The 25,924-nt window shown below is 69.4% G+C and carries 22 protein-coding genes; 13 read left to right on the top strand and 9 right to left on the bottom strand.

Annotated features, from left to right (window positions below; all coding sequences use genetic code 11):
• Nucleotides 1-88: 88 nt before the first annotated feature.
• On the top strand, nt 89-1,135 hold the full coding sequence (locus V2J85_RS06585) for a S66 family peptidase (RefSeq protein ID WP_330820894.1): 1,047 nt from the start codon (nt 89-91) through the stop codon (nt 1,133-1,135).
• 56 nt (nt 1,136-1,191) lie between these two features.
• Here the strand turns inward: V2J85_RS06585 and V2J85_RS06580 are convergent, their stop codons facing one another.
• From V2J85_RS06580 to V2J85_RS06555, 6 genes are all read right to left on the bottom strand, one after another.
• Nucleotides 1,192-1,716: a GNAT family N-acetyltransferase gene (locus V2J85_RS06580; protein WP_261957818.1), complete on the bottom strand. Its 525-nt coding sequence runs from the start codon at nt 1,714-1,716 to the stop codon at nt 1,192-1,194.
• A 281-nt stretch (nt 1,717-1,997) separates the two neighbouring features.
• Entirely contained in the window at nt 1,998-2,759 is a 762-nt protein-coding gene (locus V2J85_RS06575) for a superantigen-like protein SSL4 (RefSeq protein WP_330820893.1), read from the bottom strand.
• A gap of 453 nt (nt 2,760-3,212) precedes the next feature.
• Nucleotides 3,213-5,387, bottom strand: coding sequence for an RNA polymerase recycling motor ATPase HelR (helR, locus tag V2J85_RS06570; RefSeq protein ID WP_330820892.1), 2,175 nt, complete (start codon nt 5,385-5,387; stop codon nt 3,213-3,215).
• A 362-nt stretch (nt 5,388-5,749) separates the two neighbouring features.
• Nucleotides 5,750-6,139 (bottom strand): cupin domain-containing protein, encoded by a 390-nt coding sequence (locus V2J85_RS06565; RefSeq protein WP_261957821.1) that lies wholly within the window; start codon nt 6,137-6,139, stop codon nt 5,750-5,752.
• A gap of 52 nt (nt 6,140-6,191) precedes the next feature.
• Complete coding sequence (locus V2J85_RS06560) at nt 6,192-7,283, bottom strand: serine hydrolase domain-containing protein (RefSeq protein WP_330821412.1); 1,092 nt, start codon at nt 7,281-7,283, stop codon at nt 6,192-6,194.
• Between the two features lie 381 nt (nt 7,284-7,664).
• Entirely contained in the window at nt 7,665-8,561 is an 897-nt protein-coding gene (locus V2J85_RS06555; RefSeq protein WP_261957822.1) for an alpha/beta hydrolase, read from the bottom strand.
• Nucleotides 8,562-8,677: 116 nt separating this feature from the next.
• Between V2J85_RS06555 and V2J85_RS06550 the strand changes: the two genes are divergently transcribed.
• From V2J85_RS06550 to V2J85_RS06540, 3 genes are all read left to right on the top strand, one after another.
• Nucleotides 8,678-9,727, top strand: a complete 1,050-nt coding sequence (locus V2J85_RS06550) for a helix-turn-helix domain-containing protein (RefSeq protein WP_330820891.1) — start codon at nt 8,678-8,680, stop codon at nt 9,725-9,727.
• A gap of 228 nt (nt 9,728-9,955) precedes the next feature.
• Nucleotides 9,956-11,557: a CocE/NonD family hydrolase gene (locus V2J85_RS06545; RefSeq protein WP_330821411.1), complete on the top strand. Its 1,602-nt coding sequence runs from the start codon at nt 9,956-9,958 to the stop codon at nt 11,555-11,557.
• A 166-nt stretch (nt 11,558-11,723) separates the two neighbouring features.
• Nucleotides 11,724-12,245: a RipA family octameric membrane protein gene (locus V2J85_RS06540; RefSeq protein ID WP_261957824.1), complete on the top strand. Its 522-nt coding sequence runs from the start codon at nt 11,724-11,726 to the stop codon at nt 12,243-12,245.
• Nucleotides 12,246-12,316: 71 nt separating this feature from the next.
• Here V2J85_RS06540 and V2J85_RS06535 read toward each other — a convergent pair whose 3' ends face one another.
• Together V2J85_RS06535 and V2J85_RS06530 are read right to left on the bottom strand one after the other, a co-directional pair.
• Nucleotides 12,317-13,003, bottom strand: a complete 687-nt coding sequence (locus tag V2J85_RS06535; protein WP_330820890.1) for a DUF4328 domain-containing protein — start codon at nt 13,001-13,003, stop codon at nt 12,317-12,319.
• Nucleotides 13,004-13,216: 213 nt separating this feature from the next.
• A complete protein-coding gene (locus V2J85_RS06530; protein WP_261957826.1) occupies nt 13,217-14,728 on the bottom strand; it encodes a transferase in 1,512 nt (503 codons plus the stop codon).
• Between the two features lie 503 nt (nt 14,729-15,231).
• Between V2J85_RS06530 and V2J85_RS06525 the strand changes: the two genes are divergently transcribed.
• The 7 genes from V2J85_RS06525 (at nt 15,232) to V2J85_RS06495 (ending at nt 22,386) form a co-directional block, all read left to right on the top strand.
• On the top strand, nt 15,232-15,882 hold the full coding sequence (locus tag V2J85_RS06525) for a hypothetical protein (RefSeq protein WP_261957827.1): 651 nt from the start codon (nt 15,232-15,234) through the stop codon (nt 15,880-15,882).
• 142 nt (nt 15,883-16,024) lie between these two features.
• Complete coding sequence (locus V2J85_RS06520; RefSeq protein ID WP_330820889.1) at nt 16,025-16,768, top strand: IPT/TIG domain-containing protein; 744 nt, start codon at nt 16,025-16,027, stop codon at nt 16,766-16,768.
• A gap of 177 nt (nt 16,769-16,945) precedes the next feature.
• A complete protein-coding gene (locus tag V2J85_RS06515; protein ID WP_330820888.1) occupies nt 16,946-18,259 on the top strand; it encodes an IPT/TIG domain-containing protein in 1,314 nt (437 codons plus the stop codon).
• Nucleotides 18,260-18,282: 23 nt separating this feature from the next.
• Complete coding sequence (locus tag V2J85_RS06510; RefSeq protein WP_330820887.1) at nt 18,283-19,350, top strand: class I SAM-dependent methyltransferase; 1,068 nt, start codon at nt 18,283-18,285, stop codon at nt 19,348-19,350.
• 37 nt (nt 19,351-19,387) lie between these two features.
• Nucleotides 19,388-20,611 carry a glycosyltransferase gene (locus V2J85_RS06505; protein WP_330820886.1) on the top strand — a complete coding sequence of 408 codons (1,224 nt, stop codon included), beginning with the start codon at nt 19,388-19,390 and terminating at the stop codon, nt 20,609-20,611.
• A gap of 313 nt (nt 20,612-20,924) precedes the next feature.
• On the top strand, nt 20,925-21,332 hold the full coding sequence (locus V2J85_RS06500; RefSeq protein ID WP_261957832.1) for a hypothetical protein: 408 nt from the start codon (nt 20,925-20,927) through the stop codon (nt 21,330-21,332).
• Nucleotides 21,333-21,744: 412 nt separating this feature from the next.
• Nucleotides 21,745-22,386, top strand: a complete 642-nt coding sequence (locus tag V2J85_RS06495) for an IPT/TIG domain-containing protein (RefSeq protein ID WP_330820885.1) — start codon at nt 21,745-21,747, stop codon at nt 22,384-22,386.
• 84 nt (nt 22,387-22,470) lie between these two features.
• Here the strand turns inward: V2J85_RS06495 and V2J85_RS06490 are convergent, their stop codons facing one another.
• Nucleotides 22,471-23,433: a site-specific integrase gene (locus V2J85_RS06490; protein WP_261957834.1), complete on the bottom strand. Its 963-nt coding sequence runs from the start codon at nt 23,431-23,433 to the stop codon at nt 22,471-22,473.
• An 884-nt stretch (nt 23,434-24,317) separates the two neighbouring features.
• On the opposite strand from V2J85_RS06490, the gene V2J85_RS06485 reads away from it, so the two are divergent.
• Together V2J85_RS06485 and V2J85_RS06480 are read left to right on the top strand one after the other, a co-directional pair.
• A complete protein-coding gene (locus V2J85_RS06485) occupies nt 24,318-24,506 on the top strand; it encodes a DUF5988 family protein (RefSeq protein ID WP_234441936.1) in 189 nt (62 codons plus the stop codon).
• A 77-nt stretch (nt 24,507-24,583) separates the two neighbouring features.
• Nucleotides 24,584-25,915, top strand: a complete 1,332-nt coding sequence (locus V2J85_RS06480; RefSeq protein ID WP_261957835.1) for a beta-ketoacyl synthase N-terminal-like domain-containing protein — start codon at nt 24,584-24,586, stop codon at nt 25,913-25,915.
• The last annotated feature ends 9 nt before the right edge of the window (nt 25,916-25,924 follow it).

Raw genomic sequence — 25,924 nt, 5'->3', positions numbered from 1 at the left:
GATTTCGTGGACCGACCGATGGCCCGAAGGAGGGGCTCGCCGGAAATGGAGGTGAGCGAGCGAAAGCGCCGGTCCTACGCTCACCTGCATGAGCTCACCCACATATCCGCCCAAGCCCGCGCCCGGCGACCGCATAGCGATCATCTCGCCGTCCTCCGGCCTGCCGGGAGCCCTGCCGCTTCCCTACGAGTTGGGGCTCAAGCGGCTGCGCGAGGACTTCGGTCTGGAACCGGTGGAATACCCTGCCACGCGGAAGATGGGTGCCACGCCCCAGGAACGTGCCGACGACATCCATGCCGCGTTTGCCGATCCGACCATCAAGGCGGTGATGGCCACCATCGGAGGTGACGACCAGATCACCGTGCTCCCACTGCTCGACCGGGAGTTGATCCGCGCCCACCCCAAGCCGTTCTTCGGCTACAGCGACAACACCAACCTGCTGATCGCTCTGCGCAATCTGGGCATCGTCGGCTACCACGGGGCCGCTGTGATGACCGAGCTCGGTCGCCCCTACGCCCTCCACCCGATCACCGCCGACTCGGTGCGGGCGGCACTCTTCACCTCCGGTCCGTACGAACTCCGTCCCGTACAGCGCTACGGCGACACCTCCCGTGACTGGGCGGATCCGGCTACCTTCGACGTGGAGCCGGATGCGCAGCCCGCCGAGGGCTGGGTCTGGCATCAGCCCGAGCGGGTCGTCGAGGGGCGGTCCTGGGGCGGCAACGTGGAGATCCTGTCCTGGCTGTTGATGGCGGACCGCGAGATCGAACGTGACTGTGCCGCCTATGAAGGCAGTGTGCTCTTCCTGGAGACCTCCGAGGAGTTGCCCAGCGGGGAAGAGGTCTTCCGGATCTTGCGCAACATGGGCGAACGTGGCCTCCTGGCCCGCTTTCCCGCTCTGCTGATGGCCCGCGCCAAAGCCTGGTCCTTCGACCAGCCGAACAATGCGGAGAGCAAGCGGCGTTACGCCGTTGAACAGCGCGAGGCGGTGCTGCGCGCGCTGGCTACGTACGCCCCGCACAGCATGGCGGTCTTCGACGTGGACTTCGGGCACACCGACCCGCAACTGGTGATCCCGTACGGCGGCCTGGTGCGCGTGGACGGCCCGGCGCGGCGGATCACCGTGACGTACTGACGACTCCGGGGGTTGGTGGGCTGGTGGCCGGCACGCGGTGGCCACCAGCCCTCGGCTCAGCGGAGTTCGCTCGCCAGCAGGCCCATCGTGAACATGTCGTACCACTTGCCGTCCCGGCGGAAGACCTGACGAAGACGGCCCTCCTCGACGAAGCCGACCTTCTCGTAAACCCTGCGCGCGGCATGGTTCTCCGTGACCACGGTCAGCGTCACCTTGTGCAGACGCATGTCCTCGAAGCCGTAGCGGCAGATCGTCCGCATCGCATCGGTGGCGTAACCCTTGCCCCAGTACGACTTCTCGCCCAGGTAGATGTCGAGTTTCGCGATGCCTTTCTCCGGCTCGGCGTCCTGCAGCATGACCAGGCCGATGAGCGTGCCGTCGGCGAGAGCCTCGATGCCGAGGAGCAAGTCGCCGTAGGCGTTGCGGGGGCGTTCCGCTTGCCACTTGCGGACCTGTTCGACCGAGTGCGGATAGGTGTCGTCCATCCACCGCATGACCTCGGGGTCGTGATTCCAGCGCCACAGCGCGTCGGCATCCGCCGGGCCCATCGCCCGCAGTGTGACCAGTTCTCCGAGTGGCACGCCGCCGACCCCTTACGTATCCCGTGACCATGTGAGGAACCACGAAGTGATACCACGCTCAAGATCGCCCACTCAATGGGTTTCCGGGTGGGCGAAACAGTGGCCAGGGCGAGCGGCGCTCACTCTTGGGAGTGCTCGAACGTCTCCACAGCCCATCATCTTGTCGCCGGGGCTTCCCACCTCCGGTCCCACCCGCATGCGGGGCGACGGCGCCGTGCTCGACGAAGGCGCCCCGCCTGCCTGGCAGGTGTGTGACGTGCCTGCCTGGCAGGTAGGTGAGGTCAGACTGCCGCGTACGTGCCCCGCCCCGGACGCGTCACCAGCTTCTGCTGCTTCGCGACCCGATCGAGGGTGTTGCGAACGGATTCGATCTGGCCCGGGGTGGCCTCCCGTCCCAGCGCCGCGTTGATCTCACGCGCACGCATCGGCGCGCCGGAATTCTTGAGCACGGCGAGCGCGGCATCGATGAGCTTGCCCGCGCCCTCGTCAGCCGGCTGGGCGGTGGCGGCCCGCTTGGAAGCCGCCTTCTTCGCCTTCGGCGTTGCGGGCGCGGCGGTCTTCTTCGTCGCCTTGTTCGGCGTCGCCTTCTTTGCCGCCGTCTTCTTGGTGGCGCGCTTCTTGTCGGTGCTGGCCTTGGTGGCGCTGGGCTTGGTGGCGCTGGACTTGGCGGTGTTGGACTTGGCGCGCGAAGACGCTGCGGCACGTGGCTGTGGCACGACGGACGCCGCTCGCTCCGGCTCGCCGGCCGACTCAGGCGCGACAGTCACGTTCGGCTCGGGCGAGTCCTCGCCGGCGTCGCCTGCCGGTTCGACCGCGGCCGGCTCCTCGGGCGTAAGCCCCGGCGAGGCAGTGGCGGGCGCAGACTGGCCGACCGGGGCAGCGGCGCCGGTCAGGACGCGCAGGTGCTCCAGGGCCTCGCGGGTGGAGCTGGCCCGTTGGACCACGCCTTCGAGTTGCTCGCGCAACAGCCTTTCCTGCTCCTCAAGTCCCGGCAGGGTGCTTTTGAGGTTTTCGATGGTCTGGAGGAGAACGGAGTCAGTCATGGGAACGGAGTCAGTCATGTGTGTCCTAACTTCGCAGCGATGAGCGCGATCGCAAGTCACCGTACCTCCCCAACAGTCACAAGGCACGAGGTGAGGCGCGGTCTTTCGAGTGGGCAGTGTGGTGAGCGCTGTCGGCAGGATCTCCGACTACGAGCGGTTTCCCCGGTATTTTGCGGTCAATCACCGACCTTGCTCGCCACCGTGTCAGGACTGGTATTGACGGTGCCGGCCCTCACACGGGCGACCTGATCAGTGCGAACGCGCACGGGGACAGGAGGCGATCAATGGGAATTGCGGCCCTACGATCACCCGCACGAGGTCACCCGAGTCTTGGTCCAATAGGTCGTGATGACTGCAGAGCTGTTCACGACTGGCCGAGTTTCCGGCCTTGTCCCTCTGCGCCGAGTGCGGCAACTCACTTAAAGCCGACCATTGGCCACCGGTCGATACGGCTCAGTGCCTCGTGAGGATGATGAGTTGCTGGGTCGCTCGGGTCATCGCCACATAGCGGTCCACCGCTCCTTCGATGCCCTCGCCGAATTCCTCCGGATCGACGAGGACGACCAGGTCGAACTCGAGCCCCTTCGACAGCTCCGGAGTCAGCGACCGGACGCGGGAGGTCGTCGGGAACGTGGGATCGCCGATGACGCAGGCGATTCCGTCGGGGTGTGCGGCGAGCCAGGTGGTGAGGAGGGAGTCCAGGTCGGAGGCGGATCCGTGGGTGACGGGGATGCCGTTGCTGCGGATGGAGGTCGGCACATTGGCGTCCGGGAGCACGGCCCGGATGACCGGCTCGGCTTCCGTCATGACTTCTTCCGGCGTGCGGTAGTTGATGCTCAGGGAGGCCAGGTTGATCCGGTCGAGACCGATCCGTTCGAGCCGTTCCTGCCAGGTCTCTGTGAACCCGTGCCTGGCCTGGGCGCGGTCCCCGACGATGGTGAAGCTCCGGGACGGGCAGCGCAGCAGCAGCATCTGCCATTCGGCGTCGGTCAGTTCCTGGGCCTCGTCCACGACGATGTGCGCGAAGGGACCGGCGAGCCGGTCCAGGTCGGCGGTGGGCAGTTCGGACTCGTCGACCAGGCTGACCTGGGCGTCCGCGCCGCGCAGCATCGTCACCAGACCTTCGCCGTCGTCACCGTCGGCCCCGGAGCTGGCTGCGGCCTCGATGAGGTTGTCGACGACCTGCGTCATGCGCTCGCGCTGGGCGGCGAGGACGGCCTCGTGCCGGCGCTTGCGCCGGGCGGCCTCCGGGTCGCCGAGCCGCTGCCGTGCCGCGTCCAGGAGCGGCAGGTCGGACACCGTCCAGGCCTGGGGGGCTTCCTTGCGCTGCAGTGTGCGGATCTCGTCGCGGCTGAGCCAGGGAGCGCACAGCCGCAGGTAGGCGGGGACCGACCACAGGTCGCCGACGAGGTCGGCGGCTTCGAGCAGCGGCCATGCGCGGTTGAGGGTGGTGACCAGCTCTTCGTCGTGCGCCAGCGACCTCCGGAAGAGGTCGGGCGAGACGTCGGCGTTGAGCTTGTCCAGCAGGATCGCGACCAGTTCGTCCCAGACCTGCTCGCGCCCCTCGTTGTGCGGAGTGCCTGGCTCTGGTGCGTCGAACGCCTCGGCCCAGTCGTCGGCGCTCAGCCAGATGTCGGCCCAGTCAGTCGTGACCGTCATCCCCTCGGCGGGCGGCTCCTCGTAGAACCTCACGGCCGTCTCGATCGCCCTCACCATGCCTGCGGACGACTTCAGGCGGGCCACGTCCGGATCGGCCTCTACGGCTGCTGTGGCTCCCTCGTCGACAAGGTCCCGCAGGGTGGCCGTCTGCACCCCCTCCTCTCCGAGGCTGGGCAGGACATCGGCGACGTAGGCCAGGTAGGGCCGGTGCGGTCCGACGAACAGCACACCGCCCCGGCGGTGGTGACTGAGGCGAGGGTCGGAGTAGAGAAGGTAGGCGGAGCGGTGCAGGGCGACGACGGTCTTGCCCGTACCCGGACCGCCGTCGACGACGAGAGCGCCGCGGGATCCCGCACGGATGATGGCGTCCTGGTCGGCCTGGATGGTGCCGAGCACGTCTCGCATCCGTGCCGAGCGGTTGCCGCCCAGGCTGGCGATGAAGGCCGACTGGTCGTCCAGCGCGGCGTGCCGTTCAAGCCCGTCGGCGGTGAACACCTCGTCCCAGTAGTCGCTGATCCGGCCACCGGTCCAGCGGTACCTGCGGCGGCTTGCCAGTCCCATCGGGTTGGCGTGGGTGGCTCCGAAGAACGGTTCGGCGGCGGGGGAGCGCCAGTCGACCAGCAGCCGACGCCCCGCGCTGTCGGTGAGGCCGAGTCGTCCTATGTACACGGGCTCGGGGTTGTCCGCGCTGACCATGTGCCCGAGGCACAGGTCCAGACCGAAGCGACGCAGTGCGCGCAGGCGGGCGGTGAGCCGGTGGATCTCCGCGTCCCGGTCCATCGCCTGCCGGCCCATGCCACCGGGCGCCTTGCGCTCGGCGTCGAGGCGGTCCGACAGTTCGGCGATGGTCTGCTGGAGGCTCTCCGCGATGGCCGCGAAGTGCTGCTCGTCGCCGGCGATCAGCGACGGGTCGGCCTTGGGGGAGAGGTGGTCGGGAAGGTCAAACACGCTGGTGGTCAGCGGGTTCACGGCATTGGCTCCGATCTGAGGTCGCCGGCTCGCGACCCTTGCGCGCGGCAATGTGTCTGGAACGTGTCTGGAGCTGGTGTGACGAACCCGGTGGCCTCGACCGCCCCATACGTCGACGACAACACCCGCACTGTGCGACACCCGTTGTTGGTAGGTGTGGGCTTCGGCCGGTGATTGTGCGGCACGAAGGGGGCCTTGCCGCAAGGCCCCCTATGCGCTATATGTTGAGAGTGGCAAGGAGTGGGTAACTCCTTGCCTTTGTCTTTGCCTCCTTTCGTCCGCTACGCACGGACCGCGTCCGCGACGAACGGACAGCGTCATGCCGGTGGGATGGCCCCGCCCACGGGTGGCCCGGCCCCGGCCTAGGCTTCGGTGCGCTTCTCCAGGCGGCTGCCCCGCGGCAGGGTGACGGACAGGATGTCGCTGGGGGCGTCCAGTGCCATGCGGTGCCATCGTCCGCGCGGCACGATGGCTGCGGTGCCAGCCGTCAGCTTGATCTCCTCTTCCTTGTCTCCCGGCTGATCCGGGCGGAGGACGAGGCGTATTCCCCCGGTGAGGCAGGACACGAGTTCGTCCGCGTCGGAGTGGACTTCCCAGTGGTCGGCGTGCACCTCGGCGTCGGTCTGCACACGGAAGGCCATCAACTGCCAGCCCTCCCGCTCGGCGTCGAACACAGGCTGCTCAGCGCGCACCTGGCCGTCTTGGCGAAGGTGGATGAAGGAGGAGAAGAGATCGATGGGGGTGAGAGTCATGCCGGGAGGTCCTTCCTGCGGTGTTCTTTCATCGGATGGTGGAAAGGGCAGGTCACGTCGGCTGCCCGGGCTTGGCCTGGTGGGTTCCGTCGCCGCACACCGCTCGCCGGTACAGGGTCGACAGCGCGTCGTCGATGGGATGGCGTTGCGGCTTCCCCGAAGAGTCGATCTTGTTCCACCTCGCGAGGTTCATCGCGAGGGACATCTGCCGCTTTCCGTCTGCGCTGGTCAGGGAGAGTGTGGAGGCGCCCCAGACGGTGCCGTCGTGGCCCCAGAAGGTGCCGCAACCCGGGAACGTGACCTTGTGCAGGCCGAGGCCGTAGTTGATCATCGTCCCGTCCAGGGCGCGGACCGGCACGGTGCGCTGCATCTGCGTCAGCGATGAATGGTTGACGATCTCGCCGTTGAGCAGTTGGCCGTAGAAGTCGTTGAGGTCCTCCATGGTCGATACCAGCGCGGCTCCGGTGCTCACCCAGGAGGCGTCGTAGACGCTGTAGTCGCGTGGCGGGTCGATCAGGCCGAACAGCGACTCGTACATCCGCGAGTGCGGTCCCTCGATGTGCGGGCCGGTGGGGAATTCGGTGTGGTGGAGCCCGGCGGGCTCGATGATCTTCCGGGTGATGTACTCCTCCGCCGGGGCGCCGGTGACCTGCTGCAGGAGTTGGCCGAGGAGCAGGTAGTTGGTGTTGGAGTATGTCCCGGTCGGGCTTCCGGGCTCGCCGACGGGAGGCGCCGTGAGCCCCATTTCGATCAGTTCGGTCGGGTGGAACGTCCGGAACCGGTTGTCGTCCAGGCTCTCGGGTGAGACGTCGGACAGCGAAGGGAAGCCGCGGAAGGACGGGAAGGCGGAGGGGAGGTAATCGGGGATGCCGCTGGTGTTGTTGAGCAGCATCCGGACCGTGATGCTTTCGCCGCGCTCTCCCGGTACCAGCCGCCGCAGATAGTGGCCGATCGGCGCATCGAGCTCGATCCGGCCCTCTTCGACCTGCTGCAGGATCGCGGCGGCGGTGAAGGTCTTGGTGACGCTGCCGACGCGGTGGCGCATGTCGGGAGTGACGGGGCGACCGGTATCGACGTCGGCGACGCCGGACGCGCCGCGCCATACCTGGCCGGAGTCACGTACCTCGGCGTAGATGCCCGGCATCCCCGCACGGTGGATGCCGTCCAGGGCGGACTGCAGCTCCGCGGGATCGAAGCCGGTGGACGGGCTCGTGCTGCCGGCCGGCACGGCTCCCGTCTCGTCGGGCGCGGGGGCCGCCGCGACCGTGCCTGCACCCACGCTCGGCGCGCCCACGTCTCCGTTTGCGGCCAGTCGGTTCTTCACGACACTCGTCCTCTCATGGTTCTTGGGCGCACCGGGGACTCTCCCGGTGCGTTCGACAATCAGGGCCCAGGCAGAGCGCACATACGGATCAGACAGAGCTCAGCCAGGGCTCGGCCGGGGTCCAGCCCGCTCGGTCAGGGCTCGTCCACGGCGCACTCGATCAGGGCGCGACCGCCCCGGTCGGTCAGGAGTGTTTGAGCCTCACTCGGCCACGCCGCGGCGCAGGGCGGCGGCGAGTTCGGCGATCTGCCGCTGCGAGATCTCGGCGGACAGGATCGCCTGCGAGCCGTGGAAGGTGCCGGGCCACTGGTGCAGCTCGACCGAGACGCCGGCCTGGAGCAGGCGCAGCGCGTAGGCGATGTCCTCGTCGCGGTTCGGGCAGAGTTCCGCGGTGGCCATGTAGGTGGGTGGCAGACCGGACAGGTCGGCGGCCCGTGCCGGGGCCGCGTACGGCGTGGCGGACTGGGAGCCCAGGTAGTGCCGCCACGACGCGGTGACCTTGGCGCGATTCATCCAGGGCGTTTCGGTGAAGTGCCGCGCCGACCAGGATTCCTGCCGGTCGTCGAGCTCGGGCTGGTTGAGCAGTTGGAAGCGGATTGGCGGCCCCTGCCGGTCGCGGGCCCGCAAGGCCAGCGCGGCCGCGAGCCCTCCGCCGGCGCTGTGCCCTCCGACCGCGATCCGCTCGGGGTCGATACCGAGCTCGGCCGCGTGTTCGGCCGTCCAGATCAGTACGGCGTAGGCGTCGTCCAGGGCGGCCGGGAACCGGTGCTCGGGAGCCAGCCGGTAGCCGACCGAGATCACCGTCGCCCCGGATTCCTCTGCGATCCGGGTGGCCCACGGATGCTCGGTGTTGAGGTCCCCGTAGACGTATCCACCGCCGTGCAGCCACACGAGCGCACCCTGCGCCTGGTGCGGGCGGTAGATCCGTACCGGCACGTCCGGTTCGGCGGGGACCGTGCGGTCCTCGATCTCCATTCCCGCGGTGTCCGGTGGCGGCAGTTTGGCCGCCAGGTCGGCGAAGTTCTTGCGCTCGGTGACCGGGTCGATCAGGTTGACGTCGGGGAACAACGGTATGAAGGCTTCGAGTTCGGGATCCATGCCGACCATCCTCGCGGGAGCGATCCCCGAGATCACCCGCCAACTGTCGGGCATACCCGCCCGATCGCGCGCCGATCGGCGCCTCCCTCCCCGCCGCGGAGCCCTATCCTCCTGTCATGGAGGCACTGGCCGTACGGCTGTCAGGAATGGATTCGTACGTCGAGGGCGCGATCCGCGTCGTCGCGTTCTACGACACGCTGATGCGCCGACGCGTGGACCTCCCGGCGCTCGCCCGGGCCTCGGCGGGCCTGGCCGAGTGTGTGGTGGGGATCCAACTCCACAGCACGGGGCGGGTGATCCGCATGGCACCCGACGGCAGGCAGGCGGCCGCCCCGCCGGCCCCCGCGTCCACCTCGGCGCCGGTCACGCTCGATGAGGAGGAGATCGGCACGGTGTGGCTGGAACGTCCTGGCCCGCCCGCCTCGCCTGCCTCACTCGATCTCGACGAGCTGCTGCTGGACCGGCTCGCCATCGCCGTGGCGGCCGTCGCCGAGCGGTACGGCCCGGCCCGGACCACCATGGCCGACCCGGCCCTCGTCGAACTGGCCATCAGCGCCGACAGCGACGAGGCGGCCCGTGCCCGGGCACTACGACTCCTGGGGTTCGCCGCCGACCTGCCGGTACGCGTCGTCGCCGTACGGTCCCAGCTCCCGCTCGACCGGATCGGCAGTCTCCTCTGCCCGGGCCGCCCGGTGAAGGCGGCACCCGTCGCCCAGGTGGGCGTCATCCTGGCCACCGCCGTCGATCCGACCCGCTTGCCGGCAGACGTGCGCGCGGGCCTCGGCGCCGCCGAAACCCCGGACCGGTCCTGGAGGGAAGCCCGCACCGCCCTGCGCTTCACCACCCCACGCCAGCCGGTCGTCCACTACGCCGACCTGGGCGCGCTGGCGCTGCTCGCCGAGGTACCTCAGGACGCCGCACGCAACAACGCCGACGTGGTCGCCCTCGCCCGCCTGGCCGACCACCCGGAAGATCTGGAAACCCTGGAAACCTACTGCGCCACCGGCTCCCTGCGCCGGGCCGCGGACCTCCTCCACCTGCACCACAGCAGCGTCGCCCGCCGACTCGAACAGCTCGGCAGGACACTGGGCATCGAACTCACCGAACCCACCGGGCTGATGCGCGCCAGGCTCGCGCTCACCGCATGGCGGCTGCTCAACGACTGAGGAAGACCAGCCTCCCGCTTCGTGAACGCTCACGCTCCTTCCCCTGACGTGTGGATGCCCCCGCGGCGGCTCTTGCGGATGCCCTTGCGAAGGGCATCCCCGTATCCCCTATCCTCGTACAGTGTACGTAATAGAGGAGGGGGAACCATGTCATCACGCATGCCCGGAACCAAGGCCAGGCCGTCCTGGGTACCGCCAACTGCGAAGCCGCCACTGTCCTCACGGATGATGAGGGCGACGTGGCGCCGTCTCCCGGCCAAGCTGCATGACGCCGGGTGGGAGCCGGGACTGGTGGTGCCGGCCGCCGACGGCAGTCCGCTGATCACCGATCACTACTTCCCGCGTGCCGAGGGCGACTTCCCCACCCTCCTGGTGCGCTCGCCGTACGGCAGGGGCCTGCCGTGGTCCCCCATGTACGGCATGCTCTTCGCCGAACAGGGTTTCCACGTGGTCCTGCAGAGCTGCCGCGGCACCGGCGGATCAGGCGGTGCGCTCGATCCGTGGCGCAACGAGGCCGCTGACGGCCGGGCCACCGTGTCCTGGCTGCGCGAACAACCCTGGTTCAACGGAACACTGGGGACGGTCGGCCCCAGCTACCTGGGATACGTGCAGTGGGCCCTGGCCGCGGACCCGCCACCGGAGCTGAAGGCGATGGTGGTGCAGATGGGGTTGCACGACCCATGCGCCCTCTTCTACACGGACGGTGTGCTCCACCTGGAGACCGCCCTGGCCGTCGGCGCAGGCATGACGTATCAGCACCAAGGGGCGGTACCGCTGCTGAAGGCGGGCCTGCGTCTGCACCGGCGCCTGCGCGACATCACCACCGGGCAGCCGCTGCGCCGCTCCTACGTGGCCGCCCTCGGTGACATTCCCTGGCTGGACGACGTGATGACGCATCCGGACGCCAACGACGCGTTCTGGCGCGGTACTTCGGTGGCCGAGGCGTTGGATCGGCTGAAGGTGCCCACAAGTCTGGTCGGCGGGTGGCACGACGTACTGCTCGACCAGACCCTCGACCAGTACGACCGACTGCGCCGGGCCGGATGCGAGACCGCCCTGCTCGTCGGCCCCTGGACGCATACCTCCGCGGTGCAACAGGGCTGGCCCGAGGTGTTCGCCGAGAGCCTCGCCTGGCTGCGCGCGCACCTGAACGGCGATCCTTCCGGCCTCGGTTCCACACGGGTGCGCGTACACGTCGGCGGCGACGACGGTTGGCGGGACATCGATGACTGGCCGCCGGCCCCGGCCGTCACGCCGTGGTTCCCCACCGCGCAGGGGCATCTCACCGAGCAGGCTCCCACGGACTCCGCACCACTGACGTCCTTCCGCTACGACCCGGGCGACCCCACCCCGTCCATCGGCGGCCCGCTGCTCTCCCGCACCGCCGGCGCTCGCGACAACCGCACCTTGGAGGCGCGCGACGACGTACTGACGTTCACCGGCCCCCCGCTCACCGAGCCCGTGGAGATCCTCGGCCCGGTCTCCGCACGGCTGACCATCTCCACGGACACCGGCCACGCCGACGTCTTCACCCGCCTGTGCGATGTGGACCCACAGGGCCGCTCCGTGAACATCTGTGACGGGCTGGGCCGGCTCCGGACAGCCGAACAGGTGCCCTCGCAGGTCACCGTGCCGATGAGCGCCACCGCCCACCGCTTCGCCGTCGGACACCGCATACGCTGGCAGATCAGCGGAGGCGCCCATCCGCGCTACGTCCGCAACCTCGGCACCGGGGAGTCGCCGTTGGACACCACCGCCTCCGCACCGGTGCGCATCACGCTCCACGCGGACTCGGCATTGACGCTTCCCCGCAGCATCGGGCTCGCCTGACTCTCCAGCCCTGCGGGAACGCCTGACGAGCCGGGCCGTCCGGCCCGGCTCACTTCTCCAGGACGCGGTGACTCCCCGCATCCGGCGCCGCGTCATACGTCAAAAAGCGTATCGACAGCCATGACCGGCTCCCCGGATCTGCCGGGGCGTCATCATGGTGGGCGTGATGCCTGATCCGCGCAGTGCACCGCCCTCCCTCCCGGAGGCGTCCTCGGCCGGCGACACCCCCGAAGTGGTTCGCGAGCCCTCGCTGTCGGTTTTGGAGCTGTACAAGCTGGCCGTGGAGATGGCCGACCGGGTGTCCGCGCGGCGGGGCCAGGCGAACGCCTTCTTCCTCACCATCCAGACGGCCTTCGTCAGCGTGGTCGGCGTCGCGCTGCCGAACCTGCGAGCAGAACCGGTGTGGGTTGCGCCGGTCATCGCCCTGGCGGGGGTGGCGATCTCGATGACCTGGTGGCTGCAGCTGCGGAGCTACCGTGACCTGAACCGAGCGAAGTTCGCGGTCATCAACGCGATCGAGACGCAGCTGCCGGTCCAGGTCTTCACCGATGAGTGGAGACAGCTGACGCGCACACCCGAGATCCCCAGACGGGTGCGCTACGCCGAACTCGGCTTCAGCGAGCGGATGATCCCGTGGATCTTCGTTCTGCTGCATTGCCTGCTGTGCTTGGGGAGACTGCTCGCATGACCTACCTGCGTCATGTCGAGGCCAATCGGGCCGCAGCGGGTGCGCGTGCGGCCTGACTGGGGCACCGTGATTCACCCTGCGTGCTGCACGAGCCGTTGGGTCTGCCACGCGGTGATGCGCCTGATGAGGAGAACCACCAGCACACCGGCGACCGCATCGAGCACCGTGCTCAGGGTGGACAGTTTCGCGGCGCTCAGCAGACTCTCCTCGGTGATCTCCTCCGACAGGTAGATCTTGGCGACGGCCCGGCCGATGATCGTGCTCACCACGAGCGGCGCCCACCAGGCCATGACCAGGCCATTGGGAACCGGCCGCCGGGCTGCGCTGGCCCGCCAGATATCTGACATGACCTGGTACGGAACCCACAGGTTGGCCACCGGCGTGAACCAGCCGCCCACCACCCAGCCCCGGGAACGACGCTGTGCGGCGGCACCACCCAACAGCTCGGCGTTGACCCGCGCCCGCCACAACCAGACCAGGAACACCACACCGGCGGAGATCCACACCACGAGCGTCGGGATCGACACCAGCTGCCCGTAGGAATCGGCCGCCTCGAGATCCGCGATCGTCGCCGCCCCGGCCTTGTAGTCGTGGACGACCGTGTAGTTGCGCCAGTCGGAGGTCGAGCCCAGGACTTCACCCACGAGCACCAGCAAGATCAGTGTCGCCGCGGCGGTAGCCGTGCCGGTCACCTTCCTGAACCGCTCCGGACCGGCCGGGCTCGCACTCGTCGGCACAGCCTGCTGTGGACCGTCCATGATTCCCCCGAATCCCGCGCAGCCGCAGAACAATCCTTGGACGGGATGCTACTCCGCGGTGTCCTGACACGTCCCCCGTTTCTCCTTTTTCGGGGGCGCACCAGGGGGCCTCGGGTGAATCGTGTGAATCGGTGCCCGAGACGATGCCAGGTGGCACAACCTTGGCTGTGGCGCCGTCAGGGCCCAGTGGGCGTCTGCCAGGGGACGGCGGTGTCAGAGAGCGAAGAGCTGCCGTGCCCGGGACACCAGCCAGGACAGCAGGGCCACGGACACGACCAGTGCGAACCCCTTCCACAATGCCGCCTGCACGGCGAAAACGCCCCGCCAGGCCAACGTCCGGCGACGCACCCCCACCGACGCCAGAGCGGCCTTCACGGCGCGGACCACTTGGTGCGCGGGCGTGCTCAGGGGGATCATCGGCGACCGGCCGGCTTCTCGCACGCGGGCCACGAGGGACGCGAGCGCGCCGCGTCGGGCCGTGTCGGACACGGGCCCCACCGGGTGCACCCGGGGCGTCCCATCGGGATCGAAGGCGATGACGGCGGAGATCCAGGAGTCGCCCGCGATCACCTCGTCCAGTCGGGCCGGCGTCGGCAGATGCTCGTCCAGCCGGGCAGCCACGTCCGGCAGCCCGGCGGGCGCCAGCAGGACCAGCTTCCGTGCGGGCTGCGTGGCTCGGGCCTGCTCGACCTCCCACCAGAGCCCCTCGCCCAACCCCAGTCCCAGCACGATGAGTTGGGACAGTTCCATCAGCCGCAGGACCACCGGCTGCCAGTCGTCCTGCGGCAGATAGAACCGCGCCGCTCCCAGGCGCGGCAGCGGCTCCCCGGGTTTGCCCACCGCAATGACGGGGCCGAAGGCGCTCAACGCCCCCGCGAGCTGCTCCTCCCGCGAATGGATGTTGACCGGCGCCCCGTCGTCGACCGAGGCCGCGGTGTCGTCGTCGGCGAAGCTGCGCAGGTAGAGCACGGGCCTACGACCGTCGGCCAGCAACGCCTGGGCCGCACTGCGCGCCGAGCGCGGACGGCAGTAGCGCAGGATCAGGACACCGGCGCCCAGCGCGGCCAGGCCGCCGAGCAGCAGGAGCACCTGTGTCTCCAGCGGCATGGTGTAGCCCCGCTGTTCCGACGTGGCGACGGCGAGGGAGCCCGACGCGAACAGCCCGTATCCGACCCAGCTGGCCATCAGGAACACCGGTCGCCGCCACCACGGTTGGGGCGGGACGAACCGGCTGACCACGTCAACGATCTCCGCGGCGCCCGACCGGCGACGGTGCCGCAGCCGGAGCACCGGCACGAGAAGCACCCCGGCGGGGGCCGCGAAATACAGTGCGAGGTCAGTCGACGAGCTGAGTTCCCGATCGAGCCGTGCCTGATCCTCTTCGATCTCCTCCGCCAGCCCTGAGACCTGCTTGCGGGCCAGGGAAACCCTGCCCTCCTCGGCGTAGTCGGCGGCGGAGGAGACCGTGGACCGGCTTCCCCGCACGGGGGCGTTCTGGTCGAACCACGCGTCGATCCGGCGGATGTGGGCGCGTGCGGAACGTTCTCCGTCGGCCTGGCGGTCCAGCGCGGCGAGGAAGGCGGCGGCCTGCGCCGGGGCCTCGTGGAAACGGTCACGGGCCCGCAGGTCCAGGCATGCCGTGACCGCCAAGTGCAACGCGACGTAGGCCGTGATGGCCGCGATCGCCGTGACCAGTCGGGCGATCGCCCGTAAGCCGGAGGACACCTCAACCCCCTTGTTCCCCTTGGCGGACCACCGCCGTCAGGCGCAGATTGCGTCCAGTGGTACCACCTGGGGGCCACCGGGCGTGGCCGGTTTCCGGTCACAGCCCGGACCGAGCGACATGGGAAGCGGCTCCTGCCTGTGGATCGCGCCGGCTCAGAGCCCGCTCACGTCACGCGCCGGGCAACGCAACCTTCGCGCGGGGCCATTCGGATGACGCTCCTCCGGAGACATTGCCCGACCCGTCACTCCGGTGGGTTACTTGGTGCGTCCAATCCGGTGAGCCGCCCATCTTCTCCGGGGGAGCAAGTGACGGCGGTCTCCGTTCGCTTGCCGGTTTGGAGCCCCCGCCCCGCACCGGTCCCACGACGGCGATGCCCTACCGGTTCCCTCGGCAGAGGACCTGCCTCGTCCACCTGCGCTCCTTGTCAGCAGGGTGGGAGCAGCGGCTCGCATGACCGCCTGGGGGCATCATGCCAACTGCCCGTGTTCTTCGGTCGGCACTCGTGGTCTGTTCTCTGACCGCGGGCCTGATGGCCGTACCGGCCACCGCCCGTGCCCAGATCCCTGTGCTGTGCAGCGAGAGTGCGTTGGTGGCCGCCGTCAACGCGGCGAACGCGGCAGGCGGAGACACCCTGGCCCTGACTCCGTTCTGCACGTACTCGCTCACCACTGCTCACGGCAGTGCGTCGGACGGGCCGATCGGGCTGCCGCCCATCACCACCCCGATCACCATGGCGGGGCTGGGCACGGTCATCGCCCGCGACCCGTCAGCGCCGGCCTTCCGGGTGCTCGAAGTCCAGGGTGCCGCGAACGTTCCGGGAACCAACGGCCAGCTCACACTGGCCGCGATCACCGTCCGGGGCGGTAACGCGGTCGCTCCCCATCCTGGGGGCGGCATCACCGACCGAGGCGGTGCGGTGACCCTGGTGTCCAGTTCGGTCACCGGCAACAACGCCGTGGCCGGCGGCGGCATCTACGTCGACAACGGGGTGGTGTCCCTGACGGCCAGCAGCGTCACCGGAAACTCCGCCACCGCCGCCGGTGGCGGCATCTACCGCAACTCCGGCGTGGTGAGCCTGCTGGTCAGCGACGTCAGCCGGAACACGCCCAACAACTGCGCCCCCGCGGGGAGCGTCGCGGGCTGCACGGACTGACGGCACGGCCGGACGACACCACCGGACAGTCAGACGACTTCACCGGCTCGGCGTGGCATCGGGCGCGCACCCCGCAGTGCACAGCAGCTCGCCCGGTCCCGCGGGCCATCCACGCGTCCCTCCATGATGAGAAGAGGCAACCATGCCCATCACCCCCAACCAAGGCTCCACCGGCGGCGGGACAACCGTCACCATCACCGGTACCAACCTCGGCGGCGCCACCGCCGTCCACTTCGGCACGAAGCTGGCCACGATCACGGCCAACACCCCCACCTCGGTCACGGTGATCTCCCCCTCCGGGACCGGCACGGTCAACGTCACGGTGACCACTCCCGGCGGCACCAGCAACCCGCTGCCGTTCTTCTACGTGGGCGCGCCGTTCAAGTCGAGCCTGAGTCCGGTCTCCGGTCCCACCGCGGGCGGCGACACCGTCACCATTCGCGGCAACGGGCTGTCCACTGCCACCTCCGTCGCCTTCGGCGCGGCCTCCGCCACGCCGACCGTGGTCAACGACAGCCAGCTCACCGTCACCGTGCCCGCCGGGGCGGCGGCCGGGCCGGTCGGCGTCAGCGTGACCACAGCGGGCGGCACCAACAACGGCCTGTCGTACACCTACGTCGACAGTCCCACCGTGACCTCCCTGGCGCCGACGGCCGGACCGACCTCCGGCGGGACCGGGGTGACCATCACCGGCACCCAGCTGACCACCACGCAGTCGGTGTCGTTCGGGGGGACCCTGGCACCGTTCGACGTCATCAATGACACCACCATTTCGGCCGTCACCCCGCCCGGTGCCGCGGGCGCCGTGGACGTGACGGTGGTCACCACAGGCGGATCGGCAACTGCCGCGGGCGCCTTCACCTACACCGCAGGGCCCGGTATCTGACGTACGGGTCGCTGAGCCTGGTCCCCCCGGCCAGGCGCGCGGGGGCCCACCCGGAATCCCCCCAACCCTCACCGGGCCGGCCCCCGCGCATTCCCCCCGCTACAGACACCGGAGCATCCGTCCTCGCGCCGGGCCAGGCACTGGCACCGATCGTCACGTTCTCGAAGGAGCGGACCCTTGAACGCATCCCGCAACCTGTCGAAGGTGTTCTCCGCCCTGGCCGTGCCCCCGCCCTCGGTGCTCTCCGTCTCACCCGGTTCAGGGTCCGTGGCGGGAGGCACGAGCGTGACGGTGACCGGCGCGAACTTCACCGGAGCCACCAATGTGCGCTTCGGGGCGAACTCGGCGACGTCCTTCACGGTCAACTCCGATACCCGGATCACCGCCGTCGCGCCCGCCGGGACCGGAACGGTTCAGGTGACCGTCACCACCCCCGCGGGCATCAGCTCCCAGTTCGTCACGTACGCGTACACGCAGGTGACCGGGCCGGTGCTGAGTTCCGTGACCCCGCCCTCCGGTCCGGCCGCGGGCGGGACGACGGTGACGCTGATGGGATCGGGACTGTCCGGTACGACGGCAGTGCGGTTCGGTGCGGTGGTTGCGCCCTCGTTCACGGTGGTCTCCGACGCACAGGTCATGGCGGTGGCCCCGGCGGGTTCGGGGACCGTGCAGATCACGGTGAGCACGCCCGGTGGGACGAGCAACGGGGTGGCGTACACGTATGCGTCGGTGCCCGTCGTGAGCAGTGTGAGCCCGAATCAGGGCCCGGTCTCCGGTGGGAACACGGTGATCCTGACCGGCGTCAACTTCTCCGGAGCGGCCGCGGTCACCTTCGGCTCCGCACCGGCCACGAGTTTCACGGTCGACTCCCCGACCCGGATCAGCGCCGTCGTTCCCGCCGGAGCGGCCGGTGCGGTCCAGGTCGTCGTCACCGGTCCCGGCGGAACGAGTGCGCCGGGCGCCACGTACTTCTACCTCGGCGCTCCGGTCCTCAGCAGCATCACGCCGGCGTCAGGCACGCTGAGCGGCGGCACCAGCGTGACCTTGACGGGCAGTCAGTTCCTCAACGCGACGGCGGTGAGGTTCGGAGCTGCGGCAGCTTCCTTCACGGTCGTCTCGGACACCCTGATCACCGCGGTCGCACCGCCGGCCTCCGCTGCCGGCTCCGTCCAGGTGACCGTCACCACGCCCGGCGGGACCAGCGCAGGTGTCAGCTATGAGTACCTCGCGGCGCCCGTACTGACGGCGCTGAGCCCGGCAGCCGGGCCCCTGTCCGGTGGTGACATCGTCACGCTGACCGGCAGTGGCTTCGCCCGGACGACATCGGTGCACTTCGGCACCGGGACCGCCGCGTTCACCGTGGTCTCCGACACCGCGCTCACCGCGGTGGCCCCGCCCGGACCACCAGGGCCGGTCGGCGTCACCGTCACCACCCCAGGCGGTACCAGCACCGCCCTGACCTATTCCCGAGTACCTCCCCCCACCATCTGAGCCCGTCATGCAAGAGGTGACGCATGAGGAAGACGAACGAGCGAAGCGAGAGGGTCGCCGCCCTCAGAGCCGGCTACCGCAGCGAGCTGGACCAGGGCCTGGAGCGGTTCTTCGAACCCCGCCGAACCGTGTGCCCCTGGTGCACCTCCGACCGCCTGCGCCGGCGCCTGCGCAGCACCGATCACCTCCAGCAGAAGCCGGGGACCTTCGTACTCGATCAGTGCGGCAACTGCGGGCACGTCTTCCAGAACCCCAGGCTCAGCGCGGAGGGACTGGAGTTCTACTACCGTGACTGTTACGACGGCCTGGGGCAGGCGACGATGGCGCGACTGGCCTCCTCGCCCCTCGCGAAGATGCTCTACCGGGCCCGTGCCCGCGCGGTGCTGCCCCATGGTCGCCCGGCACTGTGGCTGGACGTGGGAACCGGCCAAGGCCACTTCTGCGCGACGGCCCGAAGGGTCCATCCGTACACCGAATTCCATGGGCTCGACCAGGGCGAGGGCGTGCTGAGCGCCGAACGCGAGGGCCGCATCACACGGGCGTACCGAGGCTCCTTCACCGAACTGAGCCACCGGCTCGCCGGACGGTACGACGCGGTGAGCATGTACCACTACCTCGAACACACTCCGGCGCCGCGCAGCGAACTGGCTGCGGCGCACCGGGCGCTGCGCGCGGGCGGCCACCTCCTGATCGAGGTCCCCGACCCCCAGTCCCTCTCCGCCCGTCTGCTCGGCCGCTGGTGGGGTCCGTGGCTGCAGCCGCAGCACCTGCATCTCCTTCCGCTGGCGAACCTCTGCGAGGCGTTGACCGAGCACGGATTCACGGTGGTGGCCGTCGACCGGCGCGAGCCGCACGTACCCACCGACCTCACCTCCGCGGCGGCCAACCTCCTCAAGTCCGTTCTGCCGGCCGAGGACCTGCCCTGGAGACCCAGGAGACCGGGCCCGCTCAGCCGCTGGTTCCGCAGGGCGGTGCTGCTGCAGACCGCACCCAATCTGATCGTCCTCTTCGCAGTGGACCTCCTGCTGGCGCCGCTCATCCGCCGCACTCGGCTGTCCAATGCCTACCGGGTGATCGCACGCCGTAACTGATCAGGCTCAACACGCCTGCCAATGAAGGGAGTTGGCCATGCATGTACTCATCGCTTCCGCGGGTTCGCACGGGGACGTGGCCCCGTACACCGGACTGGGAACGCGTCTTACGGCAGCCGGGCACGAGGTGGTGCTGGCGACGCACGAACGCTCCGCCGCCCTGGTCCGCCGCTGTGGACTCGACTTTCTTCCCTTGCCGCTCGACCAGGGGGCCACAACCGGCACCGGCACGCGGCACTCATCGGCGAAGGCCGGACTCTCCGTGCTCGAACAGGCCCGATTATTAAGGGAGTTGGGGCCGGTGATGGCTGATGCACTGGCGGATGCCTGCGAGTCCGGTGCGGAGATCCTGCTGTTCTCCAGTGGTCTGGCCCCCTTGGCGCTGGTGGCAGCGGCAGGAGTGGGGCTGCCCAGTATGGGAGTCTTCCTGCAGCCGCTGGCCCCCACCCGGGAGTTCCCCCCGGTCGTTTCGGGACTCGCGTCGTTGGGACCGCTGGGCAACCGGGTCGCCGGCCACTGCGCCCAGTCATTGCTGGTCCGCCTCTACGCACGGGGGGCGCGCCATCTGCGGCGGAGGCTGCACGTGACGGCGCACGCCGTCGAGCGGAGGCGGGCGGCATCGCCCATATACCACGGCTTCAGTCCCCGGGTCGTACCGCGGCCTTGCGACTGGCGGCCGGGCATGGACGTGGTGGGGTACTGGTGGCCGGCCGAGGACCCTGACTGGACGCCGGATCCCGGACTGTCCGAGTTCCTGCGGTCCGGCCCGCCGCCGGTCTACGTGGGCTTCGGCAGCATGGAGCTCGGAGACTCCGAGGACCTCGGGCGCCTGGTGGCACGTGCCTTGCGGCTCGCCGGAGTGCGCGGTGTGGTGCAGACCGGCCGGGCCGGCCTGTCCCTCAACGGGGACGATGTGCTGACGATCGGTGCCGTTCCGCACGCACGGCTGTTTCCGCAGGTGTCCGCGGTGATACACCACGCCGGAGCAGGTACCACGGCGGCGGGCCTGCGGGCAGGAGTGCCGGCGGTTCCGGTGCCCGTGATGCTGGACCAGCCGTTCTGGGCGTCCCGCCTGAGGGCCCTCGGCGTGAGTCCCGGTGTGCTGCCGGTGCGTCGACTCTCCGCGGAGAGGCTGGCGGAGGCCGTGCGGCACGCCGTGCGCGATCCGTGGTACCGCGACCGCGCGCAGCGCCTCTCCGCGCTGATCGCGGCGGAGGACGGCGCCGGCCAGGTCCTGGCAGCCGTCGAGCGCAACTACTGAACACGCGTCGAGCGCAGCTACTGAACAGGCTTCCTGCTCGCCGGCGTTGAGGCTTAGGCCAAACGGGTGCCTTGAGGTCGGTTCCGTTACCTGGGCCGGTCCACGTTGGTTTACTGGCTTCATCCGAACCGGTGGGTCGCCCATCCCTTCCCCGGGAAAGTCGGCGTTCGACACCTGCCCGCTCGCGCTCCCAACAGGCAAGCCCTTGGCGGCCGTTGCCTGCTTTCCCGCAGTCCCTTGGAAGGGACCCGGTGCTCCTCCGGAACCAACCTCCTCGCCACTCGGCGAGGACGTCATCTGTAGGGAGTTTCCCATGAACCGTGTCCGTATCGCTGCCGTCACCGGCACGTCCGCCGTCGCGATAGCTCTCGCCCTGGGCGTCGCCCCCATCGCCTCGGCCGCGCCCGCCAAGGCCGCTGTCTCGGCCTGCGTGACCGACCTCCAGGCCGCCCAGAACTCCAACAACGCGGCCATCGCGGCGGACCAGGCCAACAACACCAACGCTGCCCGCACCCAGAACCTGGCCACCACCACCTCGCTGCTCTCGGCAGCGGTCGACTGCCTCGGGCAGCCTTCGACGGTGACGGCCAACGTCCTCACCGCCACGACCAGTAACCTCTCCGCGACGGTGTTCAACGTGCTGGGGGCCTCGGCCGCCGCCCTGAACGCGGAGCAGTCGACAGCCGCGGCTCTCACCGCCGCTCTGGCCAACGCGAGCTGATCGTTCCGCACACAGGTGGGGGCCCGGGCCGCATGCCCGGGCCCCCACCGCGTTTCCCGTCGCGTTGTCATTCCGCGGGAATGCGCGCTGCGCTGAACGAGTGGGTCGATGTCAAGGACATTGCCCGCTGAAAACCCTTCTGGGTTACTGGGGGATGCCTGGTCGGTGGGCCGTCCATCCCCCTCGGGCTTCAGTGGTCGGCCCACCCGCCAGCCCTCTGCACGCAGGGCTGTGAAGGAAGCCCGGCAGCGTGACGGCCCTCGCACCTCGTGAGCGTGAACAGGCCCTCTGCGCGCCGCCGGTGTCCTCCTCCGGTACGGCCGGCTGCTGCCAGTGCCCGAACTCCGGGCTCGTGCACCGCACCGTCGCGAGCCGAGCCGGGCGACACCCCGCAGACAGCAGGAGGACTTCCATGTGCACATGCTCGAACCAACCGAACCCGCAGGCGGCCCAGGCGCAGCTCCAGGCTCTCCAGCTCCCGCAGCTCCCGCAGCTCCCGCAGCTCCAGCTTCCCCAGCTCCCGCAGCTCGGCCCGGCGCTGATCGCCCTGCTGCCCAACTCGGGGCCCGTCGACGGCGGTAACACCGTGACGCTGTTCGGACTGGGGCTGGCCGGTACCACCGACGTGCAGTTCGGGGAAGAGTCGGCGACCATCACCGGGCAGGACCCCTTCGGGCTGACCGTCACGGTGCAGGCCCCGCCGCAGGACCCAGGTGCCGTGCAGGTCACCGCCACGAACGCCGTGGGCACCACCAACCCGGTGACCTACGTCTACGTGGAACCGACCGATCCGCCCGCCCCGGTGGCGGCCGCGATCATCCCCAACGCCGGTCCGGCCGGCGGCGGCATCCCGTTCGCCATCGTCGGCTCCGGTCTGCAGAACGCGGACGTGACGTTCGGGGACACTCCCGCGATCGTCCTGGGCACCGACCCCGGCGGCTCGTTCCTGTTCGGGCTCGTTCCGGCCGGACCCGCCGGCGGCGGGAACGTTCCGGTCGTGGTGACCACCCCGGGCGGCAGCGCCACTGTCCCCGGCGGGTTCACCTACCTGTGAGGTAGGGGATTGGTGAACCCGTAGTCCGGCCCCCGTTCCTTGAGGGACGGGGGCCGGGCCTTCGTCGGTTACCGCGCGGTCGTCCTAGCGCACGGGGTCGGCGCTCGGCGGGAGGTAGCGCCGGACCTCGTCCGACGAAGGGCGCCCGGCGACGTCGTACAGCTCGGACATCGTCATCCCGGCATCCGCCATCCACGTCAGCCCGGTGGGGCGCAGGTCGTTGCGCAGCAGGAACTCGTGCCCCAGTTCCACCACGACATCGTCCCAATTCGTCGCCTCCCTCAGCAGCGGGGTGGAGAAACGGCCACCGGACGGTTCGGTGAACAGCCGGGTTTTCGGTGCCTCGCGTGCCGCCTGCAACCGCCGGGCCAGCAGCATCCGTGCCGCGGGCCGCAGTGGCACCGCTCGCCGGCTCCGGTTGGGGCAGGCGGAATCGGTCAGGCCGTCCGGCACGAAGACGGTGTACCGGCACACGTTCCAGGTCCAGGTCACCGGGTCGATGTCCTCGGCGCGCAGGGCGGACACCTCACTGAACCGGGTGCCCGTCCATGCCGTGAAGCGGACGATGTCGCCCCAGCCCTGGTAGCCGTCCGAGGACTGCTGGACGAGCCTGGCCGCCAGGAGGTCGAGCGCAGCCGGGTCCGGAAGCGCCAGCGACCGCGGCGTGGTGCGTTCCCGCTGGGCACACTGGTATTCCCGCTGCCAGCCGGCGATGCGTGCGGGATTGGCGTCGAGGACCCCGTCGTGCACGGCCTGTTCGAGGACCCGCACCAGCACCGCCAGGCTGTTCTTCACCGTCGACAGCCCGTACTCGTCCGCGATCCAGCAGTGCAGCGCCCGGTTGACGTCCCGTCGGGTCATCTTCCTTACGGGGACGTGCCCGAGGCTCGGGAGGACACGCAGCCGCCATCCGGCCTCGTACGGACACATGGTGAGGGGCTCCAGCCCGTGCATCGCGGCCGCCCACCGATATCCCCCGTACTCGGCGAGTGACATGGTGCGGCCGTCGACCGCGCGGGAAGACCGCGGCGGGAAAACAATCGTCATTCTCCAATTACCCTTGTCTGATGGGGTGTTGGCGGGCCCGTGCTGGGATGGCGGAAATTATTCGTACGTGGTGAAGGTGACGCCCGGCCGTGGGTACTTCAGAAAGATGTGCTATGCCGCGTCACAGGTCGGCGGGGTACCCACCACCTGGTTAACGTCCTGAGGCAACCGACTTCGTAGTGCCCGGGCTCCCTGAGTGCGAATCTGCCGCGGCGAGTTGGTGGTGGCGCACGTCATCTTTTCGCCGCAGCGCTGGAGGAGGCATGGCGGCGCTACATCGGTCATGAGTGAATTAAAAGCACCCATCAATGCCGGTGCGCAAGTTGGTCGGTGCGAGTTCGCAGTTTTACGCGCTGCTCCGAATGGGTGGCCTTATCGGTTGGCTATTGTAGCCCGCCCTGAGCGCATGGATAACTATTCGCATCCAACCGGTGGGCCGCCCACCCTCTCCGGGGAGCGGCATCCGGCCTACTCGTTGGCCCGGCCCAGTGCCTGGTTACGGGTCAGACCGGCGCCGTATGGGCGTCCCCGGCGGAGGGTCTTGGATCCGTCAGCCGGCGTCGGATTTTCCGGCGCCGGCTGATCGGCCCCCCACCGCCGAGCGAGGGACACCACGCGATCGACTTCCGCATGGTGACCGTCCCCGAGACCCCCACGAGCGCAGCGGCCACCGCTCTCGCCGCTGTCGACCGTCCACTCACCGGCGCAGCCCCGCCGGTACGACAGGCACGGCCTTCGTCGCCCCTCCGGCAGCTGCCGCCCACGCGGTGACCTCCGCGCAGGTTCCCCCACCGCATCTCTGCATCGCCATCGGCCGGAATCCGGCTGCGAACCAGAAAACCTGCGAAAGAACCCCGGAGTGGACCATGCCACGGAAAAGCATCGTGATTCTCGTCGACGAGGCCGGGGGAACGGCCCTTCCCCAGAACTCTCGTGAAGAAGCCCGGGATCCGGTACGGCTCGTACGCGGCAGCGGCTACGAGCGTTTCGAATTCTACGGTGAATACGCGGAGTTGGACGGCGAGCAAGTGCCCGTGTACCGCTGGCATTACCGCACGTCCATTGCCGAGTAGGCATCGCGCGCCCCGACGAAGAAACCAAGTCACAGAGGACGGCACATGACGATCCTCGTGAGGGACGGAGTCCTGCCATGAAACAAGCCGTGTACCCCGAAGACCACGACACCGGCCGCCGGGCCGTGGTGACCGGGGTCGGGTTCTGTCTGCCCGGCCCGACGAAACCGGTCTTCACGGCCGAAGAGGCATGGGACGTGGCCGCAAACGGCCGGTCGTGCCTTCAGTACGACGAGGTCTACTACGGCGCCGTCGGCCTGACCCAGGAAATGTTTGACGAACACTTCCCGGACCTTCCGCCGTTCTTCTCCCGCCACTACACCTCGGCACACCAATACGGCCTGCTCTCGCTGGCGCACGCCTGCGAGGACGCCGGACTGAATTTCCGGGACGGAGAACTCAGCGATGCCGCGATTCTGGTCGGGCGCGGGGGAGTGGACGCCAACATCGACAGTTATCTGTCGGTGCTCCGCGCCGATCCCGCGACCACCAGCGCACCGGAAGCCATGGAGCTGTTCGTCGCGGCCCAACAGGCGGTGACCCCCTCGGACGTGGCCCTGGTCCAGTCCGCGCTCGTCCGCTCCAACGGCCCCACCTACACCGTCTCGTGCGGTTGCGCCTCGTCCGCCGTGCAGATCGGCAACGCCCGGCAGATGATCACCCGGGGTGAGGCCGACATCGCCGTCGTCACCGGCGTCGACGTCTTCAACATGCACCTCATCCAGAACATCCAGCGACTGCTGCACGGCGCCCAGCAGACCTACGAGTCCGTGCGGACCCCCGGGATGCCGGAGATGGTGCCGTCCTTCCTCTCCCTCATGCGCCCCTACGACCGCCGGGCGAGCTGCATCAACCACGGCGAGGGCTCGGCCACCGTGATCATCGAGAGCTGGGACCACGCGGTCCGGCGCGGTGCGCACATCTACGGCCAGGTGCTCTCCACCGCCATGGCCCGCGACGGCCTGGCCAACCCCCTCGCCTGCGACGAGACCGGCGGCGAACTGGTCGCCGCCGTCCACCGCTGCCTCGGCGACCGCTGGGACCTGGGCAACGTGCCGTACGTCCACGGCGGCAGCGACGGCAACATCGTCGTCACCGCCTTCGAGGCCGCCGCCATCAAGGAGCTGTACGGGACCGACAACGCCCCCCTCATGACGTCGCAGGAGGGCTGCTTCGGCCACAACGGAGCCCCGGCGGGCTGCACGGGGGTCGCCCTGACGCTGATGATGTTGGAGCGAGGGCAGGTCTGCCCCACCGCCAACTGCGAGGAACCCGCCGACGGGCTGACCTTCGACCCGGTCCCCGGCACCCGGCCCCGCCCGCTCGACTTCGACTACGCGCTGACCTTCAACTACCAGGTCGGCGGGGTCAAGAACGCCATCCTCCTCGGCAGCACCCAGGTCGTGTGACCGCGGACC

Origin of the sequence: Streptomyces bugieae, assembly GCF_036352915.1 — a bacterium.
Classification (GTDB): Bacteria; Actinomycetota; Actinomycetes; order Streptomycetales; family Streptomycetaceae; genus Streptomyces; species Streptomyces endophytica.
This window is presented reverse-complemented; position numbering and strand designations above follow the sequence as displayed.